17 protein-coding genes and 1 riboswitch are annotated in these 21,694 nt (G+C 70.3%); of the genes, 9 read left to right on the top strand and 8 right to left on the bottom strand.

From position 1 onward, the window contains the following. Positions 1-2 precede the first annotated feature (2 nt). The 3 genes from ACFU95_RS01780 to recQ all read left to right on the top strand — a co-directional run bounded on the left by ACFU95_RS01780 (position 3) and on the right by recQ (position 5,479). Complete coding sequence (locus ACFU95_RS01780; protein ID WP_383820206.1) at positions 3-1,574, top strand: NADH-quinone oxidoreductase subunit M; 1,572 nt, start codon at positions 3-5, stop codon at positions 1,572-1,574. Beyond that, complete coding sequence (gene nuoN / locus ACFU95_RS01775; RefSeq protein WP_383820204.1) at positions 1,571-3,220, top strand: NADH-quinone oxidoreductase subunit NuoN; 1,650 nt, start codon at positions 1,571-1,573, stop codon at positions 3,218-3,220. The genes ACFU95_RS01780 and nuoN overlap by 4 nt, the downstream gene beginning before the upstream one ends. 240 nt (positions 3,221-3,460) lie before the next feature. Next, positions 3,461-5,479 carry a DNA helicase RecQ gene (gene recQ / locus ACFU95_RS01770; protein ID WP_383820452.1) on the top strand — a complete coding sequence of 673 codons (2,019 nt, stop codon included), beginning with the start codon at positions 3,461-3,463 and terminating at the stop codon, positions 5,477-5,479. Between the two features lie 189 nt (positions 5,480-5,668). On the opposite strand, the gene ACFU95_RS01765 is transcribed toward recQ, so the two are convergent. The 4 genes from ACFU95_RS01765 to fahA form a co-directional block, all read right to left on the bottom strand. After that, complete coding sequence (locus tag ACFU95_RS01765) at positions 5,669-6,607, bottom strand: M56 family metallopeptidase (RefSeq protein WP_383820201.1); 939 nt, start codon at positions 6,605-6,607, stop codon at positions 5,669-5,671. 331 nt (positions 6,608-6,938) lie between these two features. Then, entirely contained in the window at positions 6,939-7,316 is a 378-nt protein-coding gene (locus ACFU95_RS01760; RefSeq protein WP_383820200.1) for a GntR family transcriptional regulator, read from the bottom strand. Then, positions 7,313-8,113, bottom strand: coding sequence for a hypothetical protein (locus ACFU95_RS01755; RefSeq protein WP_383820198.1), 801 nt, complete (start codon positions 8,111-8,113; stop codon positions 7,313-7,315). The genes ACFU95_RS01760 and ACFU95_RS01755 overlap by 4 nt, the downstream gene beginning before the upstream one ends. 87 nt (positions 8,114-8,200) lie before the next feature. Beyond that, on the bottom strand, positions 8,201-9,424 hold the full coding sequence (gene fahA, locus ACFU95_RS01750; protein WP_383820195.1) for a fumarylacetoacetase: 1,224 nt from the start codon (positions 9,422-9,424) through the stop codon (positions 8,201-8,203). 323 nt (positions 9,425-9,747) lie between these two features. Here fahA and ACFU95_RS01745 point away from each other — a divergent pair, with 323 nt between their 5' ends. Continuing rightward, on the top strand, positions 9,748-10,575 hold the full coding sequence (locus tag ACFU95_RS01745) for an HAD family hydrolase (RefSeq protein ID WP_383820191.1): 828 nt from the start codon (positions 9,748-9,750) through the stop codon (positions 10,573-10,575). Here ACFU95_RS01745 and ACFU95_RS01740 read toward each other — a convergent pair. The 3 genes from ACFU95_RS01740 to ACFU95_RS01730 form a co-directional block, all read right to left on the bottom strand. After that, complete coding sequence (locus ACFU95_RS01740; protein ID WP_383820190.1) at positions 10,572-11,345, bottom strand: transglycosylase SLT domain-containing protein; 774 nt, start codon at positions 11,343-11,345, stop codon at positions 10,572-10,574. The two genes, ACFU95_RS01745 and ACFU95_RS01740, sit on opposite strands and share 4 nt — an antisense overlap. A 5-nt stretch (positions 11,346-11,350) precedes the next feature. Continuing rightward, positions 11,351-11,534: riboswitch (cyclic di-AMP (ydaO/yuaA leader) on the bottom strand. 272 nt (positions 11,535-11,806) lie between these two features. After that, complete coding sequence (locus ACFU95_RS01735) at positions 11,807-13,840, bottom strand: CocE/NonD family hydrolase (protein WP_383820187.1); 2,034 nt, start codon at positions 13,838-13,840, stop codon at positions 11,807-11,809. A gap of 73 nt (positions 13,841-13,913) precedes the next feature. Further along, on the bottom strand, positions 13,914-15,416 hold the full coding sequence (locus ACFU95_RS01730; protein ID WP_383820185.1) for a peptide MFS transporter: 1,503 nt from the start codon (positions 15,414-15,416) through the stop codon (positions 13,914-13,916). Positions 15,417-15,623: 207 nt separating this feature from the next. On the opposite strand from ACFU95_RS01730, the gene ACFU95_RS01725 reads away from it, so the two are divergent. From ACFU95_RS01725 to ACFU95_RS01705, 5 genes are all read left to right on the top strand, one after another. Then, positions 15,624-16,634: a polyprenyl synthetase family protein gene (locus ACFU95_RS01725; RefSeq protein ID WP_383820183.1), complete on the top strand. Its 1,011-nt coding sequence runs from the start codon at positions 15,624-15,626 to the stop codon at positions 16,632-16,634. A gap of 244 nt (positions 16,635-16,878) precedes the next feature. After that, complete coding sequence (locus ACFU95_RS01720; protein WP_383820181.1) at positions 16,879-17,394, top strand: CHRD domain-containing protein; 516 nt, start codon at positions 16,879-16,881, stop codon at positions 17,392-17,394. Between the two features lie 271 nt (positions 17,395-17,665). Continuing rightward, positions 17,666-18,931 (top strand): outer membrane lipoprotein carrier protein LolA, encoded by a 1,266-nt coding sequence (locus ACFU95_RS01715; protein WP_383820178.1) that lies wholly within the window; start codon positions 17,666-17,668, stop codon positions 18,929-18,931. Positions 18,932-19,077: 146 nt separating this feature from the next. Next, complete coding sequence (locus ACFU95_RS01710; protein ID WP_383820175.1) at positions 19,078-20,127, top strand: ABC transporter ATP-binding protein; 1,050 nt, start codon at positions 19,078-19,080, stop codon at positions 20,125-20,127. Next, on the top strand, positions 20,114-21,070 hold the full coding sequence (locus tag ACFU95_RS01705) for an ABC transporter permease (RefSeq protein WP_383820172.1): 957 nt from the start codon (positions 20,114-20,116) through the stop codon (positions 21,068-21,070). The genes ACFU95_RS01710 and ACFU95_RS01705 overlap by 14 nt, the downstream gene beginning before the upstream one ends. A 37-nt stretch (positions 21,071-21,107) precedes the next feature. On the opposite strand, the gene ACFU95_RS01700 is transcribed toward ACFU95_RS01705, so the two are convergent. Further along, positions 21,108-21,692, bottom strand: coding sequence for a flavodoxin family protein (locus ACFU95_RS01700; RefSeq protein WP_383820170.1), 585 nt, complete (start codon positions 21,690-21,692; stop codon positions 21,108-21,110). Positions 21,693-21,694 lie beyond the last annotated feature (2 nt).

Genomic DNA, 21,694 nt, shown 5'->3' with positions numbered 1-21,694 from the left:
CGATGTCCTTTCCTCTGCTGACAGCTACGGCGGTGCTCCCCGCGATCGGAGCGGTCGCCACGGCGGCCGTACCGGCCGCCCGGCGCACCGTCGCCAAGTGGCTGGCGCTGCTCGTCTCGCTCGCCACGCTCGCCCTCGCGATCACCGTCCTGGTCCGCTTCGACCCGGACGGCGAGCGCTACCAGCTCACCGAGTCCCACTCCTGGATCGCCGACTTCGGGGTCCGTTACGAACTCGGCGTGGACGGCATCGCGGTGGCGCTGATCGCGCTCACGGCGCTGCTGATCCCGTTCATCATCCTCGCGGGCTGGCACGACGCCGACCCGCTGGAGACCGGCAGCTCGCGCTGGCGGCCCACGCAGGGTTTCTTCGCCCTGATTCTGGCCGTCGAGGCGATGGTGATCATCTCCTTCGAGGCCACCGACGTCTTCCTCTTCTACATCTTCTTCGAAGCCATGCTCATCCCGATGTACTTCCTCATCGGCGGCTTCGGTGACCGTGCCCACGAGCACGGCGAGAAGGTGGCGTCGACGCAGCGCTCGTACGCGGCCGTGAAGTTCCTGCTCTACAACCTGGTCGGCGGTCTGATCATGCTGGCCGCGGTGATCGGCCTCTATGTGGTCGCCGGGAACTTCAGCCTCCAGGAGATCGCCGAGGCCCGTGCCAACGGCACGCTCGACATGGCCACGAACACCGAACGCTGGCTGTTCCTGGGCTTCTTCTTCGCCTTCGCGGTGAAGGCTCCGCTGTGGCCGCTGCACACCTGGCTGCCCAACGCGATGGGGGAGGCCACCGCACCGGTCGCCGTCCTGATCACGGCGGTCGTCGACAAGGTGGGCACCTTCGCGATGCTCCGCTTCTGCCTCCAGCTGTTCCCGGAGGCGAGCAAGTGGGCGACGCCCGCGATCCTCGTACTGGCGCTGATCAGCATCATCTACGGGGCGCTGCTCGCGGTCGGCCAGCGGGACATGAAGCGTCTGATCGCGTACGCGTCGATCTCGCACTTCGGCTTCATCATCATGGGCATCTTCGCGATGACCAGCCAGGGCCAGTCCGGCGCGACGCTGTACATGGTCAACCACGGGATCTCGACGGCCGCGCTGATGCTGGTGGCCGGGTTCCTGATCTCCCGGCGCGGCTCGCGGCTCATCGCGGACTACGGCGGTGTGCAGAAGGTCGCTCCCGTGCTGGCCGGCACCTTCCTGATCGGCGGTCTGGCGACCCTGTCGCTGCCGGGACTGGCACCGTTCGTCAGTGAATTCCTGGTCCTGGTCGGCACGTTCACGCGCTACCCGGTGGTCGGCATCATCGCCACCTTCGGCATCGTGCTCGCCGCGCTCTACATCCTCGTCCTCTACCAGAGGACGATGACGGGGCCGGTGAAGCCGGAGGTCTCGGCGATGCCCGACCTCAGGGTGCGCGAACTCGTGGTCGTCGCCCCACTGCTCGTACTGCTGATCTTCCTGGGCGTCTACCCGAAGCCCATCACGGACATCGTCAACCCGGCGGTCAAGCAGACCATGTCCGACGTACAGAAGAAGGACCCCCAGCCTGAGGTGGAGGCGGCCAAGTGAGCGCAACAGCTGTCCACAGCCTGTGGACAACCGCGGCCGATCCGATCTCGAAGATCGACCCGCCGAAGATCGAGTACGGCCAACTGTCGCCCACCCTGATCATCATCGGCGCGGCGATCGTCGGTGTGCTGATCGAGGCGGTCGTCCCGCGCAAGGCTCGTTACTACGCGCAGGTGTTCGTCTCCTCCGTGGCGCTCGTCGCGGCCTTCGCCGCGGTCGTGGCGCTCGCGGCCGACGGATACGCCACGACCAGGGCGGGCATCGCCGCGATGGGCGCGATCGCGGTCGACGGACCGGCCCTCTTCCTTCAGGGCACGATCCTGCTGGCGGGCCTGGTCGGCCTGTTCACCTTCGCCGAACGCCGCCTCGACCCGGCGGCACACGGCAACCGGGTCGACTCCTTCGCCGCGCAGGCCGCGTCCGTGCCGGGCAGCGACAGCGAGAAGGCCGCGGTGAAGGCCGGGTTCACCACCACCGAGGTGTTCCCGCTGCTGATGTTCGCGGTCGCCGGCATGCTGATCTTCCCGGCGGCCAACGACCTGCTGACGCTGTTCATCGCGCTGGAGGTCTTCTCCCTCCCGCTGTACCTGATGTGCGCGCTGGCCCGCCGCAAGCGGCTCATGTCGCAGGAGGCCGCGGTCAAGTACTTCCTGCTGGGTGCCTTCGCGTCCGCGTTCACGCTGTTCGGCATCGCGCTGCTGTACGGCTACGCGGGCTCCGTGTCGTACGCGACGATCGCGCAGGTCGTCGACGGTACGGTCCCGGACGTCACCCCGGCGCTCGCGGACACGATGGGCAACGACGCGTTGCTGCTGATCGGCGCCGCGATGATCGTCATGGGTCTGCTCTTCAAGGTGGGCGCGGTGCCGTTCCACATGTGGACGCCCGACGTCTACCAGGGCGCACCGACCCCCGTGACCGGGTTCATGGCGGCGGCGACGAAGGTGGCCGCGTTCGGCGCGCTGCTGCGGATCCTGTACGTCGTGCTGCCCGGCCTGCGCTGGGACTGGCGGCCGGTCATGTGGGGCGTCGCGATCGTCACCATGCTGGGCGGTGCGATCGTCGCGATCACGCAGACCGACATCAAGCGGCTGCTGGCGTACTCGTCGATCGCGCACGCCGGGTTCATCCTCGCGGGTGTCATCGCGACCACTCCGGACGGGGTGTCGTCCGTCCTCTTCTACCTGGCGGCGTACTCGTTCGTGACGATCGGGGCCTTCGCCGTGGTGACGCTGGTACGGGACGCCGGCGGTGAGGCGACACATCTGTCCAGCTGGGCGGGACTGGGCCGCCGATCACCGCTGGTCGCGGCCGTGTTCGCGGTGTTCCTGCTCGCCTTCGCCGGCATTCCGCTCACCTCCGGCTTCGCCGGGAAGTTCGCCGTGTTCAAGGCGGCGGCGGAGGGCGGGGCGGCACCGCTGGTCGTGGTCGGTGTGATCTCGTCGGCGATCGCGGCGTTCTTCTACATCCGCGTCATCGTGCTGATGTTCTTCAGCGAGCCGCGGCCCGAGGGGCCGACGGTCGCCGTTCCGTCGCCGCTGACGATGACGGCGATCGGGGTCGGTGTCGCGGTCACGCTCGTGCTGGGCGTGGCGCCGCAGTACTTCCTGGATCTGGCGAGTACGGCGGGGGTATTCGTGCGCTGACGCGGCGCCCGCTCCCGCGGCCCGCTCGTACGGCGGTCCGCTCACGCGGCGGCGGCCCGGTTTCCCTCGGGGGGATGCCGGGCCGCTGTGCTGTGGGTGCCCGCTCGCTCGCCGGTCACTCAAGGCGCTCGGCCGATCACGAAAGGGTGAGACGTGAGCCTGTGGATAACTCCGGTGCTGTCGGTGGCGACCCCTATCGTGGAGGCAGTGGTCGAGGGACGACGTACGGGGGACACGACGATGGGTGCGACGGGCGGGATCAGCGAGATGCCAAGGGTGACCGAGGCGGTACAGACGGGCGACAGCGAGGCGCTCGCCGCGCTGCACCGGGTCTTCGGGTACGAGGCCTTCCGCGGCGAGCAGGGAGCCGTCATCGACCACGTGGTGGCCGGTGGCGACGCCGTCGTGCTCATGCCGACCGGCGGCGGGAAGTCGCTCTGCTACCAGATCCCGTCCCTGGTCAGACCGGGCACGGGCATCGTCGTCTCGCCGCTCATCGCGCTGATGCAGGACCAGGTGGACGCGCTGCGGGCACTCGGTGTGCGCGCCGGCTTCGTCAACTCCACGCAGGACTTCGACGAGCGGCGCGTGGTGGAGGCGGAGTTCCTGGCGGGCGAGCTGGACCTGCTCTACCTCGCGCCGGAGCGGCTGCGGCTCGACTCGACGCTGGATCTGCTGTCGCGCGGCAAGATCGCGGTGTTCGCGATCGACGAGGCGCACTGCGTGTCCCAGTGGGGCCACGACTTCCGCCCCGACTACCTGGCCCTCTCGCTGCTCGGCGAGCGCTGGCCGGACGTTCCCCGGATCGCGCTCACCGCGACGGCCACGCATGCGACGCACCAGGAGATCACCCAGCGGCTGAACATGCCGGCCGCCCGACACTTCGTGGCGAGCTTCGACCGGCCCAACATCCAGTACCGGATCGTGCCGAAGGCGGACCCGAAGAAGCAGCTGCTGAGCTTCCTGCGTGAGGAACACGCGGGCGACGCGGGCATCGTGTACTGCCTGTCCCGCAAGTCCGTGGAGGCGACGGCCGAGTTCCTGAGCCGCAACGGCATCGAGGCGGTGCCCTATCACGCGGGCCTGGACGCGGGCACGCGCGCGGCGCACCAGTCCCGGTTCCTGCGCGAGGAGGGGTTGGTCGTGGTCGCGACCATCGCCTTCGGGATGGGCATCGACAAGCCGGACGTGCGGTTCGTCGCCCACCTGGACCTGCCCAAGTCGGTCGAGGGCTACTACCAGGAGACGGGCCGCGCCGGGCGCGACGGACTGCCCTCCACGGCCTGGATGGCCTACGGCCTCAACGACGTCATACAGCAGCGCAAGCTGATCCAGTTGGGCGAGGGCGACGAGGCGTTCCGGCGCCGGGCCGCCTCGCACCTGGACGCGATGCTGGCACTGTGCGAGACGGCCCAGTGCCGGCGCGGACAGCTGCTCGCCTACTTCGGGCAGGACCCCGACGCGGCGGGCTGCGGCAACTGCGACACCTGCCTGACACCCCCGGAGACCTGGGACGGCACGATCGCGGCACAGAAGGTGCTGTCGACGGTGGTGCGGCTCCAGCGTGAGCGGGGGCAGAAGTTCGGGGCGTTGCAGATCGTCGACATCCTGCTGGGCAAGCGCACCGGCAAGGTGATCCAGTTCGACCACGACCAGCTGTCCGTGTTCGGCATCGGCGCGGAGCTGAGCGAAGGCGAATGGCGGGGTGCCATCCGGCAGTTGCTGGCGCAGGGACTGCTCGCGGTCGAGGGGGAGTACGGGACGCTCGTGCTGACCGAGGCCAGTGGCACGGTGCTGCGCCGCGAGCGGGACGTGCCGCTGCGGAAGGAGCCGAAGAAGCCGGTGACCTCGCGGTCGGCGTCGGGGTCGGGCTCCACGGGCTCCGGGCGCGGTGAGCGCAAGGCGAAGGCCGCGGTGGCCGAGTTGCCCGAGGAGCTGGTGCCGGCCTTCGAGGCTCTGCGGGCCTGGCGCGCCGAGCAGGCTCGGGAGCAGGGGGTTCCGGCGTACGTGATCTTCCATGACGCCACGCTGCGGGAGATCGTGACGGTGTGGCCCGCGTCCGTCCGGGAGCTCGGGGGCATCGGCGGCGTGGGGGAGAAGAAGCTGGCCACCTACGGGGAGGGCGTGCTCGAAGTGCTGGGCTCGTTGCGTGGGGAGTCCGGCGCGGGGGCGGCGGCGGCGGAGGCCGACCCGGGGGCGGATCACGGGTCGGCGGACGACTGGCCCGAGATGGATGCGGAGCCGGAGGACTGGGCGTAGAGGGCTGGGCTCGGAGGACTGGGCGTAGAGGACGGGGCATAGAGGTCGCCTTGGCCAGGCGTCGACTTGGCGTGGGTATCGACGTGGCCTGGACGGCGGCTTGGCCGGGACGTCGGGACTTCGGGAGGTGTGCCCGGCGACCTGCGCGATGCCTGCCCAGCGGCTTGCCGCTCCGGCTGCCCTCAGGCATCAGCCCAGTGCGGTCAGCCCCGGGGCGAACGTGATCAGGAGCGGGAGCAGCGGTACCAGCGCGGCCAGGGTCGTGGTGAGGGCGCGGTGGCGGCGGCCCAGACGCGGCGGAGGCTGAAGGAGGCGGTTGACGCGCTCGCCCAGGAGGCGGTGGGTGGAGGCGCAGGAGAGGACGCCGCGGTGCTGGTTGAGCTCGATCAGGGCCAGAGCCGTCGTCAGGTGACCGCAACGGCGGGACGCCGTGTCGTCGGCGGCCAGTTCGACCAGGCGGTGGGTCTGGTCGCAGAAGTGGGCGAACAACGGGATGCGGGGGAAGCCGGTGGCGAGGGCGGTCGAGAGGTGGAGGAGCCAGTCGTGGCGGGCGCGGGCGTGGCCGCGTTCATGGGTGAGGACGGCGTCGAGCTGGTGGTCGGTGAGGCGGTGCAGGGCGCCGGTGGTGACGATCAGCTGGGCCGGGCTGCCGGGCATCCACCAGGCGTCCGGGTACTCGTCCTCCAGGACCAGGAGGGGGCCGCGCGCCGCGGGCAGTCCGGCCGGCAGGTCGGGGGCGCGTTCGAGCAGGTGGGCCCGGGCCTGGCTGCGGCGTCGGCGGGTCTCGGCGAGTTCGCGGCCCAGCATGGCGGTCGTCCAGGCGGCACCGCAGGCCAGGAGCAAGGTCAGGAGGGCGGCCCAGGCCGGCGCGGACGAGAGGTCGTACGCCGCGGCCACCGCCGGCGGCGCGGGGGCGAAGAGCTGCGCGCGTACGGTGCCGAAGACGGCGGCGGCGCCCAGCGCCAGGGCCGTCAGACAGCACAGCAGGACCGTGGCGACCAGGCACTGCCACACCCAGAGCGCGACCACGGGTTCCCGTTCCGGCCACGCGGCCCGGGTCAGCGCACGCGGAACGGGCACGGCTGCTGTCAGAGCGACGGTGCTCAACAGGAGCAGGCAGAAGGTCATGCCGGAGGCTCCGGATCCTGGTCAGGGGAGGTGCGCGGGCGGACGTGCGGGGCGGTGGGCGAGGAGCGTGCCACCGCCAGCCAGTATGACGGTGACGGTCGCCGGCGTCAGCGGTGAAGAGTCGCCGAACTCGCCTCGGGGCACTGCGCGTAGCTCCTCTCGGCCGGCATACGGCCGCCTGCCTCGTCGTGAACCGGGCCGGCCCGCGTGGGCCGCGGGAACCGTCGGCACCGCCTGCCCTCGCGGTGCCTCCCGGGCCGCCACTCCTACTGCCACAGGGCCTCGGAGAGGAGCAGCGTCGCTGCCCCCCTTGCTCCCGCGAGGCTTCCCCTTACTCCCGCAAGGCTTCCTGGACCGCCGCGAGCACGTCTGTGTTCTCCGCTCCCAGCGCACGTGCCTGCGCCGCGAACCGCCTTGCCAGTGCCGCCAGTTCGGCCCGATCCGGGCGCTGGGCGCCTTCGGGGAGCGGGGCGACACGGGTGCCCGCGCCTCGCCGGGTGCGGATCAGGGAGGCTGCTTCCAGCTCGCGGTACGCTCGTGCCACTGTGCCCGCGGCCAGTCCCAGGTCGGCGGCCAACTGCCGTACCGTCGGCAGGCGTTCACCCTCGGGGAGGCGGCCGGTGGAGATCAGGGCGGCGAGCTGGGCGCGGATCTGCTCGTACGGCGGGACCGGGCTGGCCGTGTCGATGCGCAGGGTGGCCTCGCTCACCGGCGGCCGATTCCGTTGCCGCCGGCCCGGCGGCCCCGCCAGGCGGCCGTGGCCCGCGGTGAGACGATCGTGAACAGGCACCAGGGTGCCGTGAGCAGGGCGAGCAGTCCCAGTGGCCACACCGTCCAGTTGCCCACGGCTCCCGCCGTGCCGTCGCACGTCGTGCTCATCAGCGCACCCGACACCGTCGAGGCCACGCCGAACAGGGCCGACGAGACCACCAACCCCCACGCCGCGACGATCGCCAACGTCCGGTCTCGGCGGGACTGTTCGTCGCCGGGGCGGGTCGCGATGCGCCGCAGGGACCAGCCGCAGGCGGCGGTGGACAGGGCGAGGGAAGCCAGGACGGGAAGGCCGTAGTAGAGGCCAGGCCAGGGGGTGTACGAGTGGGTCACGCCCCCGCAGGTGGCGGTGAACGCGCGCCCCGCGCGGCCCAGGTCGTCCCGGGATGCCACCGTGGCTGCCGTGATCAGCAGCACGACCAACGCGGCTGCGAGGCCGAGCAGCAGGACGGTCATGCGACGCGGAACGTAGTCGCGGACCCTGCGTGGGGTGAGGTCCGCCGTGCGTACGGCGCCGCGGCGCGGCGTGGTCAGCAGGTCGCCGAGCAGTACTCCGGCCACCGCGCAGAGGCCGAAGACGAGGATGGCGTAGAGGGCGCCCTCCCCGTTCTTCAGGGGGAGCAGCCAGCGGGTGGCCAGTATCCCGACGGCCAGGCCCGTCCAGCGGGCGTAGCGGTCGAGAGGTACGCGGGACGCGGGCGTCGGCGCGGAGGGACGTGAATCGAGTTCGAGCATGAGAAAGGCGGACCCCCGTGGAAACGACTTGTACTCACCGCTTGTACTAAGTGGTGAGTACAAGATGCGCCCTCCCGGGGTTTTGTGTCAACCGCTTGATACAACCTGCCCGGTGACCTCGCCCAGCCCCACCCGCACCCCACCCGGCCCGGGAGCCCAGGCGGACAGGGTCACCACGTCGCCGTCCTCCAGGAACGTCCGCTTTCCGTCGGGGAGTTCGAGAGGGTCTCGGCCGTTCCACGTCAGCTCCAGCAGGGAGCCGCGCTCGCGCTCGGTGGGACCGCTCACCGTGCCCGAGCCGTACAGGTCGCCGGTGCGCAGGGAGGCGCCGTTCACGGTCATGTGGGCGAGTTGCTGGGCGGCCGTCCAGTACATGGTGGAGAAGGGGGGCTCGGAGACCACGTGGCCGTTGACGGCCACGGAGATGCGCAGGTCGTAGCCGCCGGGTTCGGCTTCGGAGCCCGAGTCGTCGAGGTACGGCAGCAGGGAGTGTGTCCGCTCCGGTGCGGCCACCCGCGCCTCCTCGAGCGCGTCCAGCGGGGTGATCCACGCCGACACCGACGTGGCGAAGGACTTGCCGAGGAACGGGCCGAGAGGGACGTACTCCCAGGCCTGGATGTCGCGTGCCGACCAGTCGTTGAGGAGGCACAGGCCGAAGACGTGCTCCCGGAAGTCGCCCAGCGCCACCGGCTCGCCCATCGCCGACGGCGTCCCGACCACGAAGCCGACCTCGGCCTCGATGTCGAGGCGGACCGACGGGCCGAAGACCGGAGCCGGGTCGGCGGGAGCCTTTCGCTGGCCCGACGGGCGTACGACATCCGTACCGGACACGACGACCGTGCCGGAGCGTCCGTGGTAACCGATCGGCAGATGCTTCCAGTTGGGGGTCAGGGAGTCCGCGGCGTCGGGGCGGAAGATCTGGCCGACGTTACGGGCGTGGTTCTCGGAGGCGTAGAAGTCGACGTAGTCCGCGACCTCGAAGGGGAGGTGCAGAGTCACCGAGGACAGGGGGTGGAACAGGTCCGCGACGGCCGCCTGGTGCGCCGGAACCGTCACCCACGCCGTCAGGGCGCGGCGCACGTCCGACCAGGCGGTGGGGCCCGCGGCGAGCAGCGGGTTCAGGGAGTCCTGGGCGAGCAGTGGGGCATACGGCGAGCCGAGTGCGTGGGCCGCCTTGCCCGCGTCGAGGACGTGGTCGCCGAGCCGGACGCCGACCCGGCGCGCGGAGTCCGAGCCGGGAAGGGAGAAGACGCCGTACGGAAGGTTGTGCGTGCCGAAGGGGTCGCCCTCGGGGAGATCGAAGGGGGGCATGGGGTGCTGCCTCACTCTCATACGCTCCGTGCCATGTGGTCGGGCCACACGTTACGGGTGAGGTGCCGGTCTTGGGCAGTGCCGAGCTCGCGTCGCCGGGCCGGTGAATCACCAGGTCGCGGTACCCGGCCGAGACTCGGGCGCCTCCGACGCGATGCGCTGACGCGGCCGCCGGACCACGGGGGAGTGAAATCGCAACAACCGGAAGGAAGTTGCGCAGGCTGAAACAGAATCCGAACCGGAACAGGTGTCAACACATGTGAACACAGCAGCCGTCCGGTTCACGTCGAGTCGATGGGGCTTCCTGTCCGTATTCTCTGATCATGGCCCCACCCATCGCATATTCACTCATCGCCACTGACCTGGACGGGACGCTGCTCCGAGGCGACGACACGCTCTCCGACCGCTCCCTCGACGCGCTCGCGCAGGTCGCGGCGGCCGGTGCCCAGCACCTCGTCGTGACAGGACGGCCGGCGCCCAGAGTGCGGCCGCTCCTCGACGTCCTGGGCAGCCGGGGGCTCGCGGTGTGCGGACAGGGCGCGCAGTTGTACGACGCCGGCGCGGACCGTCTGCTGTGGTCCGTCACCCTGGACCGGGAGTTGGCGGAGACCGCGCTCGGCAAGATCGAGGCCGAGGTCGGGGAGGTGTACGCGGCCGTCGACCAGGACGGCGTCGACGGGCTCACGCTCATCGAACCCGGGTACCTGATGCCCCACCCCACCCTGCCCGCCGTACGCGTCCAGTACCGCGACGACCTGTGGTGCGAGCCGATCAGCAAGGTGCTGCTGCGCCATCCCACCCTGTCCGACGACGAGTTGGCTGCGACGGCGCGATCGGTCGTCGGTTCCCTCGCGACGGTCACCATGTCCGGGCCCGGGACCGTCGAACTCCAGCCATGCGGCATCACCAAGGCGACCGGTCTCGCGCTCGCCGCCGAGCACCTCGGCCTCGGCGCGCACGAGACCATCGCCTTCGGGGACATGCCCAACGACATCCCCATGTTCGACTGGGCCGGCCGCGGGGTGGCGATGGCCAATGCCCACCCCGAACTCAAGGCGGTCGCCGACGAGGTCACCCTCTCGAACGAGGACGACGGCATCGCCGTCGTCCTCGAGAGACTGTTCGCGGGCAGTTTCGCCGATCTCGCCTAGTAGGGCCCGTTGACGTTGTCGATCGAGCCGTAGCGCGCGGCCGCGTAGTTGCACGCGGCCGCGATGTTCGCGACCGGGTTGAAGGGGTCGTACACCGTCCCCGGCACGTGGTAGGCCGCGAAGGTGGGGTCGATGACCTGGAGGAGGCCCTTGGACGGGGTGCCCGCCGCGGCGTTGGAGTCCCAGTTGTTGATGGCCTGCGGGTTGCCCGACGACTCGCGCATGATGTTGCGGTGAATGCCCTCGTACGATCCCGGAATTCCGTTCTGTCCCATGATGTCCAGGGCGTTGCGGATCCAGCCGTCGAGGTTGTCCGGGAACGTCTTCACCGACGACTGGGTGGCCTGGGCGACGGCGGACTTCTTGGCGGGCGCGGGCGCCTTCTCGGCCGTCTTGGTCGGCGTGGCGGCCGTCTTGGTCGCCCGGACCTTCAGGTCGACGCCCGGGTGGATGAGCCGGGGGTTGTCGCCGATGGTCGCGCGGTTGTCCTTGTAGAGCTGCTTCCAGCCGCCCTGCGCGTCATACCGATCCGCGATGCCGTAGAGCGAATCGCCCTTTTTCGTGGTGTACGTAATGGTCTTGTCCTTCGCCACGGAGGGCGCGGACCGGGGTGCCGCCTGGGCGGCGCTGGGGGCCTGGGCCGGCTGGGCGGCGCTCGCGGTGGTGGCGCTCAGCAGCGGGAGCGCGAGGGCGGCGGTGCCGGTGCCGGCCATGGCGACACGGCGGGTGAGCGGACTGGTGCTGGGGCGGCGGTGCTTGCCTCGGGACATGGCGCTGTTCCTCTCCGGCGCCTGCGAGGTGAGCTGTCGGGTTCGGGCGGGAGATGCCCGGCCGCGCCGCCGTGCGGCGTCGCGACTTCACCCCTAGCCGTCCGGTGCGCCATCAAGGCGTCCGGTCCGGCGGCCTACCTGGGTCCCCCGCTCCTGCCGTACGTGTGTGAGTTCCGTGGGTGGATGACTCGGGCGGCGGCAGGATTCGGCGTCCGCCCGACTGAGCGGGAACGTATGCGAGAGCACATGTCCGGAACAAGTGCCGTGGTCACCTGACGTGCCGGTTGACCATGGTCTGGTGGGTATGGGGTACTTGATCCTTTGCGGTTGCCAAGCCTCAACTTGCGTGTGAGGCAAGGGGAGACGAGGGGGTGCCGGGCGGTGCGGGCGGCCGGGCGGGCGTGACCCAAGTCACTGGCATCCACAAGAGCGGCAAATCGGGCAATGAATCCAACTCGCCTTTATCCGGCTGTCCGTGGAGTCCGTTTCTCCCATGTGCGGTGGAAAAGTACCTCTTCGCCCTCCAGGCAGACGACCTCGTTGGAGACGACGAAGTCATGCCGGTCACAGCTGATCTCCGAGCGCGTCCGCACCGTCGCGTCCCATGCCTGCTCCGGGCGGTGCAGACGGATCGACCACTCCGATCGGGTGCGGGCCGACAAGGGGTCCGACTCGTTGATCGTGTACGTCTCCAGCGCGTCCTCGGTGAACTCCAGACCGTCGGGGTACACGCGCGTGCCGCCGTACCGAGGGTCGACCTCCAGGCGCCACTCGCCCTTGGCCACGTCCCGCACGACCAGCCGCTCGGGGCGCGGCTCGTCCAGCGTGACGGGGGAGTTCACGCCGAGCGGCTCCGCCTGTTCCGGTTCCTCGAAGGTGATCGCCGTGCCGTTTGCCGTGCCCTCCGCCACGTCGTCCACCGTTTCGTCCAACGCACGCGCGCGTACCGGAAGTTCCAGGGAGCTTCCCGCCGGTTCCAGGCCGAAGCCCGCCGCCGAGTCCGGCTGGGGCCAGATCCACGGCCAGTACGCGGAGGAGACCGCGAGGCGGATGCGGTGACCGGGCGGGAAGGCGTGGCCGATGCCGTTCAGCTCGAAGGTCACGTCCTGGGTGGCGCCCGGCTCCCACGGCACCGCACGATCGCGGCCATGGCGGGCGGACAGGTTCAGCACGCCCCGCGTCACCAGGGTCGAGGCACCGTCCGGCGCCACGTCGCAGAGCCGGGCGACGACCTGCCCGCGCGGCACCTCCGACGTCAGCCGCAGCCGCACCCTCGGCCGCCCCAGCACCCAGGTCTCCTCGCCCACTTCGAACTCGAAGCACGCCGAGCGCGCGTCCTCCTCCCGCTGGTCGGGCGGCAGGTCGGCGTCGTTGCCGAACGGGAAGAAGCGTCCGGCGTCGATGCCGGTGTGCATGGGAGAGCGCACCAGGACGGGGGCGCCCTGGAAGGCGTACGTCACCGCGCGCACATGGGGAGAGGGCCAGGCCGGCTCGCCGACCCAGCGGCCGGGCAGCGTGGGGTACACCGTGGCCGGCGGGTGGGAGTCGCTGACGTAGGAGCGCAGCAGGGGCTCGGACATGACGCCGGTGTCCTCGTCCTTCAGCCAGTGGTCCCACCAGCGCAGCGTCTCCTGGAGAAAGCCGATGGCCGGGCCCGGCGGCAGGCCGCGGTCGGGGTACTGGTGCGACCAGGGGCCGATCAGGCCGCGGACGCGGTCGGCGGGCAGGTGCTCGACCAGGCGCAGGACCGTGTCGCGGTACGGGTCGTGCCAGCCGCCCACCGCCAGGACGGCGGCGTCGATCGCGCCGTAGTCCTCGCAGACGCTGCCGTGACGCCAGTAGTCGTCACGGGTCTGATGGCCGAGCCAGGTGTGCAGGAACGGTTCGACGGACTCCAGCCGCCTGAGCCACATGTCCCGCCAGGCGTCGCCGATGTACAGCGGGTCCGGTGGGCGGGCGACGAAGGCGAGCATGGTCGACGCCCAGGCGTGCATATCGACGGCGAGGACGGAACCTCCCATGTAGTGCACGTCGTTGTCATAGCGATCGTCCGTCGAGCAGACCGTGACGATCGCCTTGAGCGGCTCGGGCGCGAGGGCCGCGATCTGGAGGGAGTTGAAGCCGCCCCAGGAGATGCCGAACATGCCGACTTTGCCGTTGCACCAGGGCTGGGCCGCCAGCCAGTTGACCACCTCGACCCCGTCGGCCAGTTCCGTCGCCGAGTACTCGTCCGTCGGCAGGCCCTCGCTGTTGCCGTGGCCGCGGATGTCCACGCGCACGGAGGCGTAGCCGTGGCCGGCGTACCAGGGGTGGCGTTGGTGGTCGCGGGGCGCGGTCCAGTCGGTGAGGCGGTACGGAAGGTATTCGAGGAGCGCCGGTACGGGCTCGTCCGTCAGGGGGCGCCACACGCGCGCGTACAGCAGGGTCCCGTCCGGGAGCGGGATGCGGAGGTCTTGGTGGGTCGTCTCGTAGGGGAAGGACGTACGGATGTGCATGGGCGGGGTCCCCGTCGGGTCAGTGCACCGGCTGCGTCGTGTCGGGTCGGTGCACGGCGTGCGTCGTGTCGGGTCAGTGCACCGGGTGCATGGTGCGGCGCAGCCAGCGTGTCGCGGCCATCACGGCGAGCCCGGCGACCACCGCGATCGCGCCGTTGACGCCGAAGTAGGCGGGCTTGGACACGTCGTCGTAGAGCTTGACCGTCTGGGCCTGGATGCCGTTGGCCAGGGCGAGGGACAGGAACCAGAGGGACATGGTCTGGCCGGCGAAGGCGGCCGGGGCGAGCTTGGTCGTGGCCGACATGCCGGAGGTCTCCAGCAGGACGTCGCCGAGGCCGAGCAGCAGGTACGAACCCACGATCCACCAGACGGACATCAGGTAGTCGTCGGAGGAGTGCCCGGAGGTCGGGAGCGCCATCAGCAGGAAGGACAGGCCACCGAGGACGACCCCGATGGCGATCTTGTTGGACGCGTGCGGCTGGCCGCGCCCCATGCGGACCCACAGCGCGGCGACCACGGGCGCGAGGGCGACCTCGAAGGCGCCGAGGGCGGAGGCGTACCAGCCGGCCGGGAAGTCGAAGCCGAGGATCGACGTCTCGGCGTTCGTCGAGGCCAGCAGCATCATCGTCGAGTACGCCTGGAACAGGATGAAGTTGAAGACCGTCGAGGCGAGGAAGAGGACGACGTACGGCCGCAGTCGGCCGCGTTCCTCGGAGGTCACGCGCGGGCTGGAGAACATCACCGCGAAGTAGACGACCGGGGCGATCACCGAGACGACGGTGAGCAGGTCGACGAAGCGGTCCATGGTGAGCCAGCCGGCGGCGGCGAAGAGGACGGCGAGCGCGGCCGTGGCGGCGAGGCCCGCGAGGATCAGGCGGATCGCCCGGCGCATGGCTCGCGGGGCCAGCGCGAACTCGGCGGCGTGCTTCCGTCCGGCCAGGTGGCGGCGGCCGAGGACATACTGGATCAGGCCGAACGTCATGCCGATCGCGGCCGCGGAGAAGCCCCAGTGCCAGCCCTTGTGCTCGCCGAGCCAGCCGGTGATGAGCGGGCCCGCGAAGGCGCCGATGTTGATCGCCATGTAGTAGAGCGCGAAGCCGGCGTCGCGGCGGTCGTCGTCGGTGCGGTAGAGCTTGCCGACCATGGTGGCGACGTTGGGCTTGAGGAGCCCCGTGCCCGCGCTGATCAGGCCGAGACCGACCCAGGTCATGCCGGCGGACGGCACCGCCATGGCGTAGTGGCCGCAGGCGATCAGGATGCCGCCCCACAGCACCGCGCGGTACGAGCCGAGGATGCGGTCGGCGAGCCAGCCGCCGGCGACCGAGACCAGATAGACGAGGGTGCCGTAGGCGGCGGAGACGGAGGCGGCGGTTCCGGCCGACATGCCCAGTCCGCCGTGGGTGACGGTGTCGGCGAAGTACAGGACGAGGATGGCCTGCATGCCGAGGAACGAGAAACGCTCCCAGACTTCCAGGCCGGAGAGCGTGAGGAGGCCTCGGGGCTGGCCGAAGAAGGCGTGGTCGTCGCGTGGCGGCGGCTCGCTCTCGGGCTGGATATCGACTTCGGTTCGGGACACGGGCCGCTACTTCCCTATAAGTCGATGGATATCCGGCCTTATCACGTGATCAAAAACATACCCGCCGTGATCCGATACCGCCCGTGGTGGACGGGTGGGCGGCATCGGTGATCGAAAGGTGACCGGATACGCTGACTTGAGTGATGGCAGCGACCTATCGACAAACCGTGTAACCGCCAGTGGACACCAGCAGACAGGAGACCCCTCGTGACCGTCGTCGGGCCGTTCGGGCTGAGCGTGCGGGACCAGGCTCTGGAAGCCGATGTCCAGGCCGGATTGGCGGCTGTCGAGGAGGGATTGCTCGAAGCCACCAAGAGTGAGGTCCCCTTCATCACCGAGGCCGCCCAGCATCTGGTGCGGGCGGGTGGAAAGCGGTTCCGGCCGCTGCTCGTGATGCTCACTGCCCAGTTCGGGGACCGGTATGCGCCGGGCGTCGTGCCGTCGGCGGTGGTGGTGGAGCTGACCCATCTGGCGACGCTGTACCACGACGACGTGATGGACGAGGCGGAGGTGCGGCGCGGTGTCGAGAGCGCGAACACCCGCTGGGGCAACTCGGTGGCCGTCCTGACCGGGGACTTCCTGTTCGCGCGTGCCTCGCACATTCTCGCCGACCTCGGGCCCGAGGCGGTGCGGGTGCAGGCCGAGGCGTTCGAGCGGCTGGTCACCGGGCAGATCCTGGAGACGGCGGGGCCGCAGGACGGCCGGGACCCGGTCGAGCACTACCTCGATGTGCTGAGCGGGAAGACCGGGTCGCTGGTGGCGGTCTCGTGCCGGTTCGGCGCGATGATGTCGGGCGCCGACGAGACGGTGGTCGATGTGCTGACCCAGTACGGGGAGCGGCTGGGTGTCGCCTTCCAGCTGGCCGACGACGTGCTGGACATCGCGAGCGACTCCCACGAGTCCGGGAAGACGCCGGGTACGGATCTCCGGGAGGGGATTCCGACGCTGCCGGTTCTGCGGTTGCGGGAGCGGGCGCAGCGGTTGGGGCTGGCGGAGGATGCCGCCCTGTGCGAGCTGCTGGACTCCGATCTGACGGACGACGCGCGGCATGCGGAGGCGCTGGCGGCGCTGCGGGTGCATCCGGCGTTGGAGCAGGCGCGTCGGGACACGGTGCGGTATGCGGAGGATGCGCGGGCCGCGTTGGCGCCGTTGCCGGATCTTGGTGCCAAGGCTGCGTTGATGGAGTTGTGCGACGCGGTGGTGCATCGGGCCGGATAGTTCCGCCCCCGCCGCCCCTACCCGTCCCATCCTTTGAACGGGCGCTGCCCCTTCGACCCCGGTCAGGGGGCTGCCGCCCCCTGGACCCCCGCTTCGGCCCGAAGGGCCTCGTCCTCAAACGCCGGACGGGCTGAAAGTGCCTGTGCCGGCGTTGAGAGGTAATTGCTGCCGTGACTCGGCTCACATATCTGGACTGAGTCCAAAGTGAGATCGTCCCCGTACGGCTGCCCAGAAGCGGAACCTGGTGCCACTTCGGCGGCCTCCTGGGCAAGGACAAGGACAGGGGGCGCAGCCTCACCGGCACCATCACGGTGAAGGACGCCTCCCTGCTCAACTCAACGCCCCGCAGTCCGACCCGAGTTCGTTCTACGCCAACCTCCACACCGCCGAGTTCCCGGGCGGCGCCGTCCGGGGCCGGCTCCACAAGGTCACCGTCACCGAGTTCGACTTCCGAGAGGCGCTCCGCGACTTCCAGGCGCCCGTCGTCGAGGGCAAGCAGATCTACCAGTGCAAGCCGGCCGAGGGCGGTGGGTACGCCTTCGCCCGGCGGGACGTCAGTGCCGTACTCGGCGGCCGTATCGCGCGGGACGGAAGCGCGGGCACCGGGGCCATCGTCTCCAGGACCCCGAGCGGCGACGGGAACGTCCCCGAGCTCGATCTGAAGGCCACCGTCGGCGGCGTCGCCCCGGCAGGCTCCTGCGCGCCCGGCGCCATCCTCGGGGTGCCGTACCAGGCCGACTACGTGTCCATCAACGGCTGATCGCCCCGTCCGCCAGCGGCGTCTTCCCGGTCGACCCCTACGGGTCGGGGGAGGCGCCGCCGCCATGTGTCATACCGCAGGTGTACGTGGAGTTGGCTCCGAAGGCTGACGAATCTCCTTGGCGGATTTGGTCAGATGGACACCACGGACATCACCACTCCTCACCGATTCGGGTGAGAATGGCGGCTCAGGGGTGGACGAGTGCGGGGTCGTAAGACTCGCGGGCGAGGAACGAAGAACAGCCGCCGCCGACGACGGAGGTAAGGCACACATGGCACCGTACGAATCCGACGACAGTACGAGCACCGGGGAGGTCGACGACCTGCCCTCGGGGCGGCGCAAGGCCGCGCGGTACGTCGTCCCGGTCGCGGTGGTGGGGGTCGCCGCGGCGACCATCGGGCTCGTCCCGGCCATCGCCGACTCCGGCGACCCGGACCTGCCGGAGATCACCGCAGCGCAACTCATCGAGAAGATCGCGCAGTCGGACGTGCAGCAGTTGTCCGGCACCGTGAAGATCAGCACCGATCTGGGGCTGCCGGACCTCGGCGGGCTGGAGTCCAGCCTCGCCTCCGGCGCCATGGGGTCGGGGTCGGGTGACGGATCGTCCGCCGACCCGTCGGCCAAGCTCACCGAGCTGGCGTCCGGCACGCACACGCTGCGCGTCGCCCTCGACGGCGAGAACAGGCAGAAGCTCTCTCTGCTGGAGAACGCGTCCGAGTACAGCCTCATCCGCAACGGCAAGGACGTCTGGGGCTACGACAGCAAGTCGAACGAGGTCTTCCACGGCACCGCCGAGGAGGCCAAGGGCGAGCAGAAGAGGGAAGACCTCCCCGCCACGCCCAAGGACTTCGCCGAGGAGGCGCTGAAGGCGGCCGACGACACCACGTCCGTCACCGTCGGCGGCACCGCGCAGATCGCGGGCCGGGACGCGTACCGGCTGCTCATCAAGCCGAAGCAGTCCGGGACCACGGTCGGCGCGATCACCGTGGCCGTGGACGCCAAGACCGGCATGCCGCTGAAGTTCACGCTGACCCCGTCCAGCGGCGGCTCGGCAGTGATCGACGCGGGCTTCACCCAGGTCGGCTTCGCCAAGCCGGCCGCCTCCACCTTCGACTTCACCCCGCCCAAGGGCGCGAATGTCACGGAGGAGGGCGAGCTGGAGGGGAAGGCCGGGGAACACGGCGCCTCGAAGTCCGAGGACGAGCTGCGCAAGGAGTTCGACAAGGAACTCGGCGGCGTGAAGTCCGAGGGCAGGCACGGCAAGGCGGCCGAGGGCGGCCCCGAGGTCATCGGCGAGGGCTGGAACTCCGTGGCCGTCTTCGACACCGGCGGCGAGGGCGTCCCCTCCGGCTCCGAGGTCGGCGGCGACATGGGCGGCTTCCTCGACTCCCTGGGCGACAAGGTCACCGGGAAGTTCGGCTCGGGCACGGTCTTCAAGACCCGCCTGATCAACGCCCTGATGACGGACGACGGCAAGGTCTATGTGGGCGCGGTCGACAAGAACGCGCTCGTGAAGGCGGCCAATTCCGGGAAGTGATCCGGAACCCGTGGCGGTTACCGGTGGCCGTTACCGGTGGTGGGTACCGCTGCCGGTGATCGGTGGCAGTTGCCGGTAGCCGGCCGGTCGTCGTAGACGCACCACGATCGAGGTGCCCCGAGGAGCCCGAGGAGCCCGAGGAACCCATGGAGGAACTGCCCACCGCGGAGGCCGACGAGCTCGATCAGGCCGGCCCGGCTGATCAGGCCGGCCCACAAAACCCGGCTGGTCAGGCTGATCAGGCTGGTCAGGCCGGCAAAGGCGCCGACACGGTGATCGCCACCCGCGCGCTCACCAAGCGCTACCGCGGCGGGCAGCTCGCCGTGGACGGTCTCGACCTGACCGTCCCGGCGGGCAGCGTCTTCGGGTTCCTCGGCCCGAACGGTTCGGGCAAGACCACCACGATCCGCATGCTGATGGGCCTCATCGAGCCCACCGCCGGTACCGCGCGCGTGCTCGGGCAGCCCATGCCCCGGGCCGCGCGCGCCGTACTGCCGCACGTCGGCGCACTCATCGAGGGACCCGCGCTGTACGGCTTCCTCTCCGGCCGTGACAACCTCCTCCGGTACGACGCCGCCGACCCGACCGCCGATCCGCGCACCCGGCGGACCCGTGTGGCGACCGCGCTGGACCGGGTGGGTCTGACGGCCGCCGGCAGCAAGAAGGCCAAGGCGTACTCGCTCGGCATGAAGCAGCGGCTGGGGCTCGCGGCCGCGCTGCTCCAGCCACGCCGGCTCCTCGTCCTCGACGAGCCGACCAACGGACTCGACCCGCAGGGCATGCGCGAGATCCGTGCCCTGATAAGGGAGTTGGCGTCCGACGGCACGACGGTCTTCCTCTCCTCCCACCTCCTCGACGAGATCGAACAGGTCTGTACGCACGCGGCCGTGATGGCGCAGGGCCGGCTGATCACCCAGGGCGCGGTGGCGGACCTGGCGGCGGGGACCCGCGGTCGGCTCGTCGTGACCACGCCCGACACCGGGGACGCGGCCCGGGTGCTGAAGGAGCAGGGCGTCGGCGACGTCGTCATCACCGACGACCGGGTGACCGCCGAACCTCCGGACCGTGATCTCGCCGACGTCAACGCGGCGTTGGTGACCGCCGGAGTCCGCGTCCGGGGCTTCGGTGTCGAACGGGCCTCCTTGGAGGACGCGTTCGTGGCACTCACGGGGGAGGGATTCGATGTCGCAGGGTGAAGCCGTCCAGCAGGGCGTCCGGATCGAAGACACCCGGAAGAACCAGAAGAACCAGAAGGACGGGAAGCCCCGGAAGGACGGGAAGCCGCGGAAGGTCAGCCCCCTGTGGACCTTCGGCCTCCTCCGCAGCGAACTGCACACCACCTTCCGGCGCTGGCGCACCCTCGCGCTGCTCGCCGTCCTGGCCGCCGTGCCGATCCTGGTCGGGATCGCGGTGAAGATCGAGACCGGCGACGACGGGTCGATGGGCGGCGGTGGCCCGCAGGGCGGCGGCCCGGCGTTCATCTCGCAGATCACCAACAACGGCCTGTTCCTGGTCTTCACCGCACTGGCCGCGACGCTGCCGTTCTTCCTGCCCATGGCCATCGGGGTCATCGCGGGCGACGCGATAGCGGGCGAGGCGAACGCGGGCACCCTGCGCTATCTCCTCGTCGCCCCGGCCGGACGCACCCGTCTGCTCCTCACCAAGTACGCGACCACGATGGCCTTCTGCCTGGTTGCCACCCTCGTCGTCGCCGTGTCGGCCCTCACGGTCGGCGCGCTGCTCTTCCCGCTCGGAGAACTGACGACCATCTCCGGCACGCGGATCAGCTTCGCGGAGGGGCTGGGCAGAGCCCTGCTGATCTCGCTGGTCGTCGCCGCGTCACTCATGGGGGTGGCTGCCCTCGGCCTGTTCGTCTCGACGCTGACCAACAGCGGCATCGCGGCGATGGCGACGACCGTCGGTCTGGTGATCACCGTCCAGATCCTCGACCAGATCCCCCAGCTCCACGCGATCCAGCCGTACTTCTTCTCCCACTACTGGCTGTCCTTCGCCGACCTGATGCGCGAACCCGTCTACTGGGACGACCTCGTCAAGAACCTGGGGATACAGGCCCTCTACGCCGCTGTGTTCGGTTCCGCGGCGTGGGCGAGGTTCACGGCGAAGGACATCACGGCCTAGGTTCCGGGGGCGGGGCGGCCCGCTCTTCGGAGCGGCTTCAGTCGCTCTCGTACGGGAAGCGCGCGAGCGATGCTTCCTGGGCGAAGAACGTCTTCGCGCGGGTGAGGGCCTCGGTGTCGTTCAGTACGTCACCCGGCTTGCTGCCATTGCCGAGCAGTACTCCGCCGAAGCGCATCCCCATGTACGCGGCGGAGTTGCTGAGCGTCCCGGCCAGCGGGGCTGCGACCTCCTGCTCCTCGTGGGCGAGCGCGGTGACACCCCACAGGGTGCGCCCGGCCATGGTCGCCTTGAAGTCGACCCCGGGGGTGCGCAGCCAGCCCGACCAGTAGTCGAGGTAGCGCTTGACGTGGGCGGACACCGAGTACCAGTACAGCGGCGAGGCGATCACGACGTCCGTCGCCGCGAGCGTCGCGTCGAGCAGCAGCGCCACGTTGCCCTGCGTCGGGCGCACATGGTCGCTGTCGTGACGCAGGTCCTCGAAGTCGGGCAGCGGATGCGTGGCCAGGTCGATCCACTGCTGCTCGACACCCTCGGGCAGCTGCTCGGCGGCCCTGCGGGCCAACAGCTCGGTATTGCCGTCGGGGCGGCTGCTGCCGAGGACGAACAGGAAGCGGCGGGTCATGA

This window comes from Streptomyces sp. NPDC057623 (genome assembly GCF_042800355.1).
Lineage (GTDB): Bacteria > Actinomycetota > Actinomycetes > Streptomycetales > Streptomycetaceae > Streptomyces.
The sequence above is the reverse complement of the archived record's forward strand: the minus strand, read 5'-3'. Positions and strand labels throughout refer to the sequence as shown.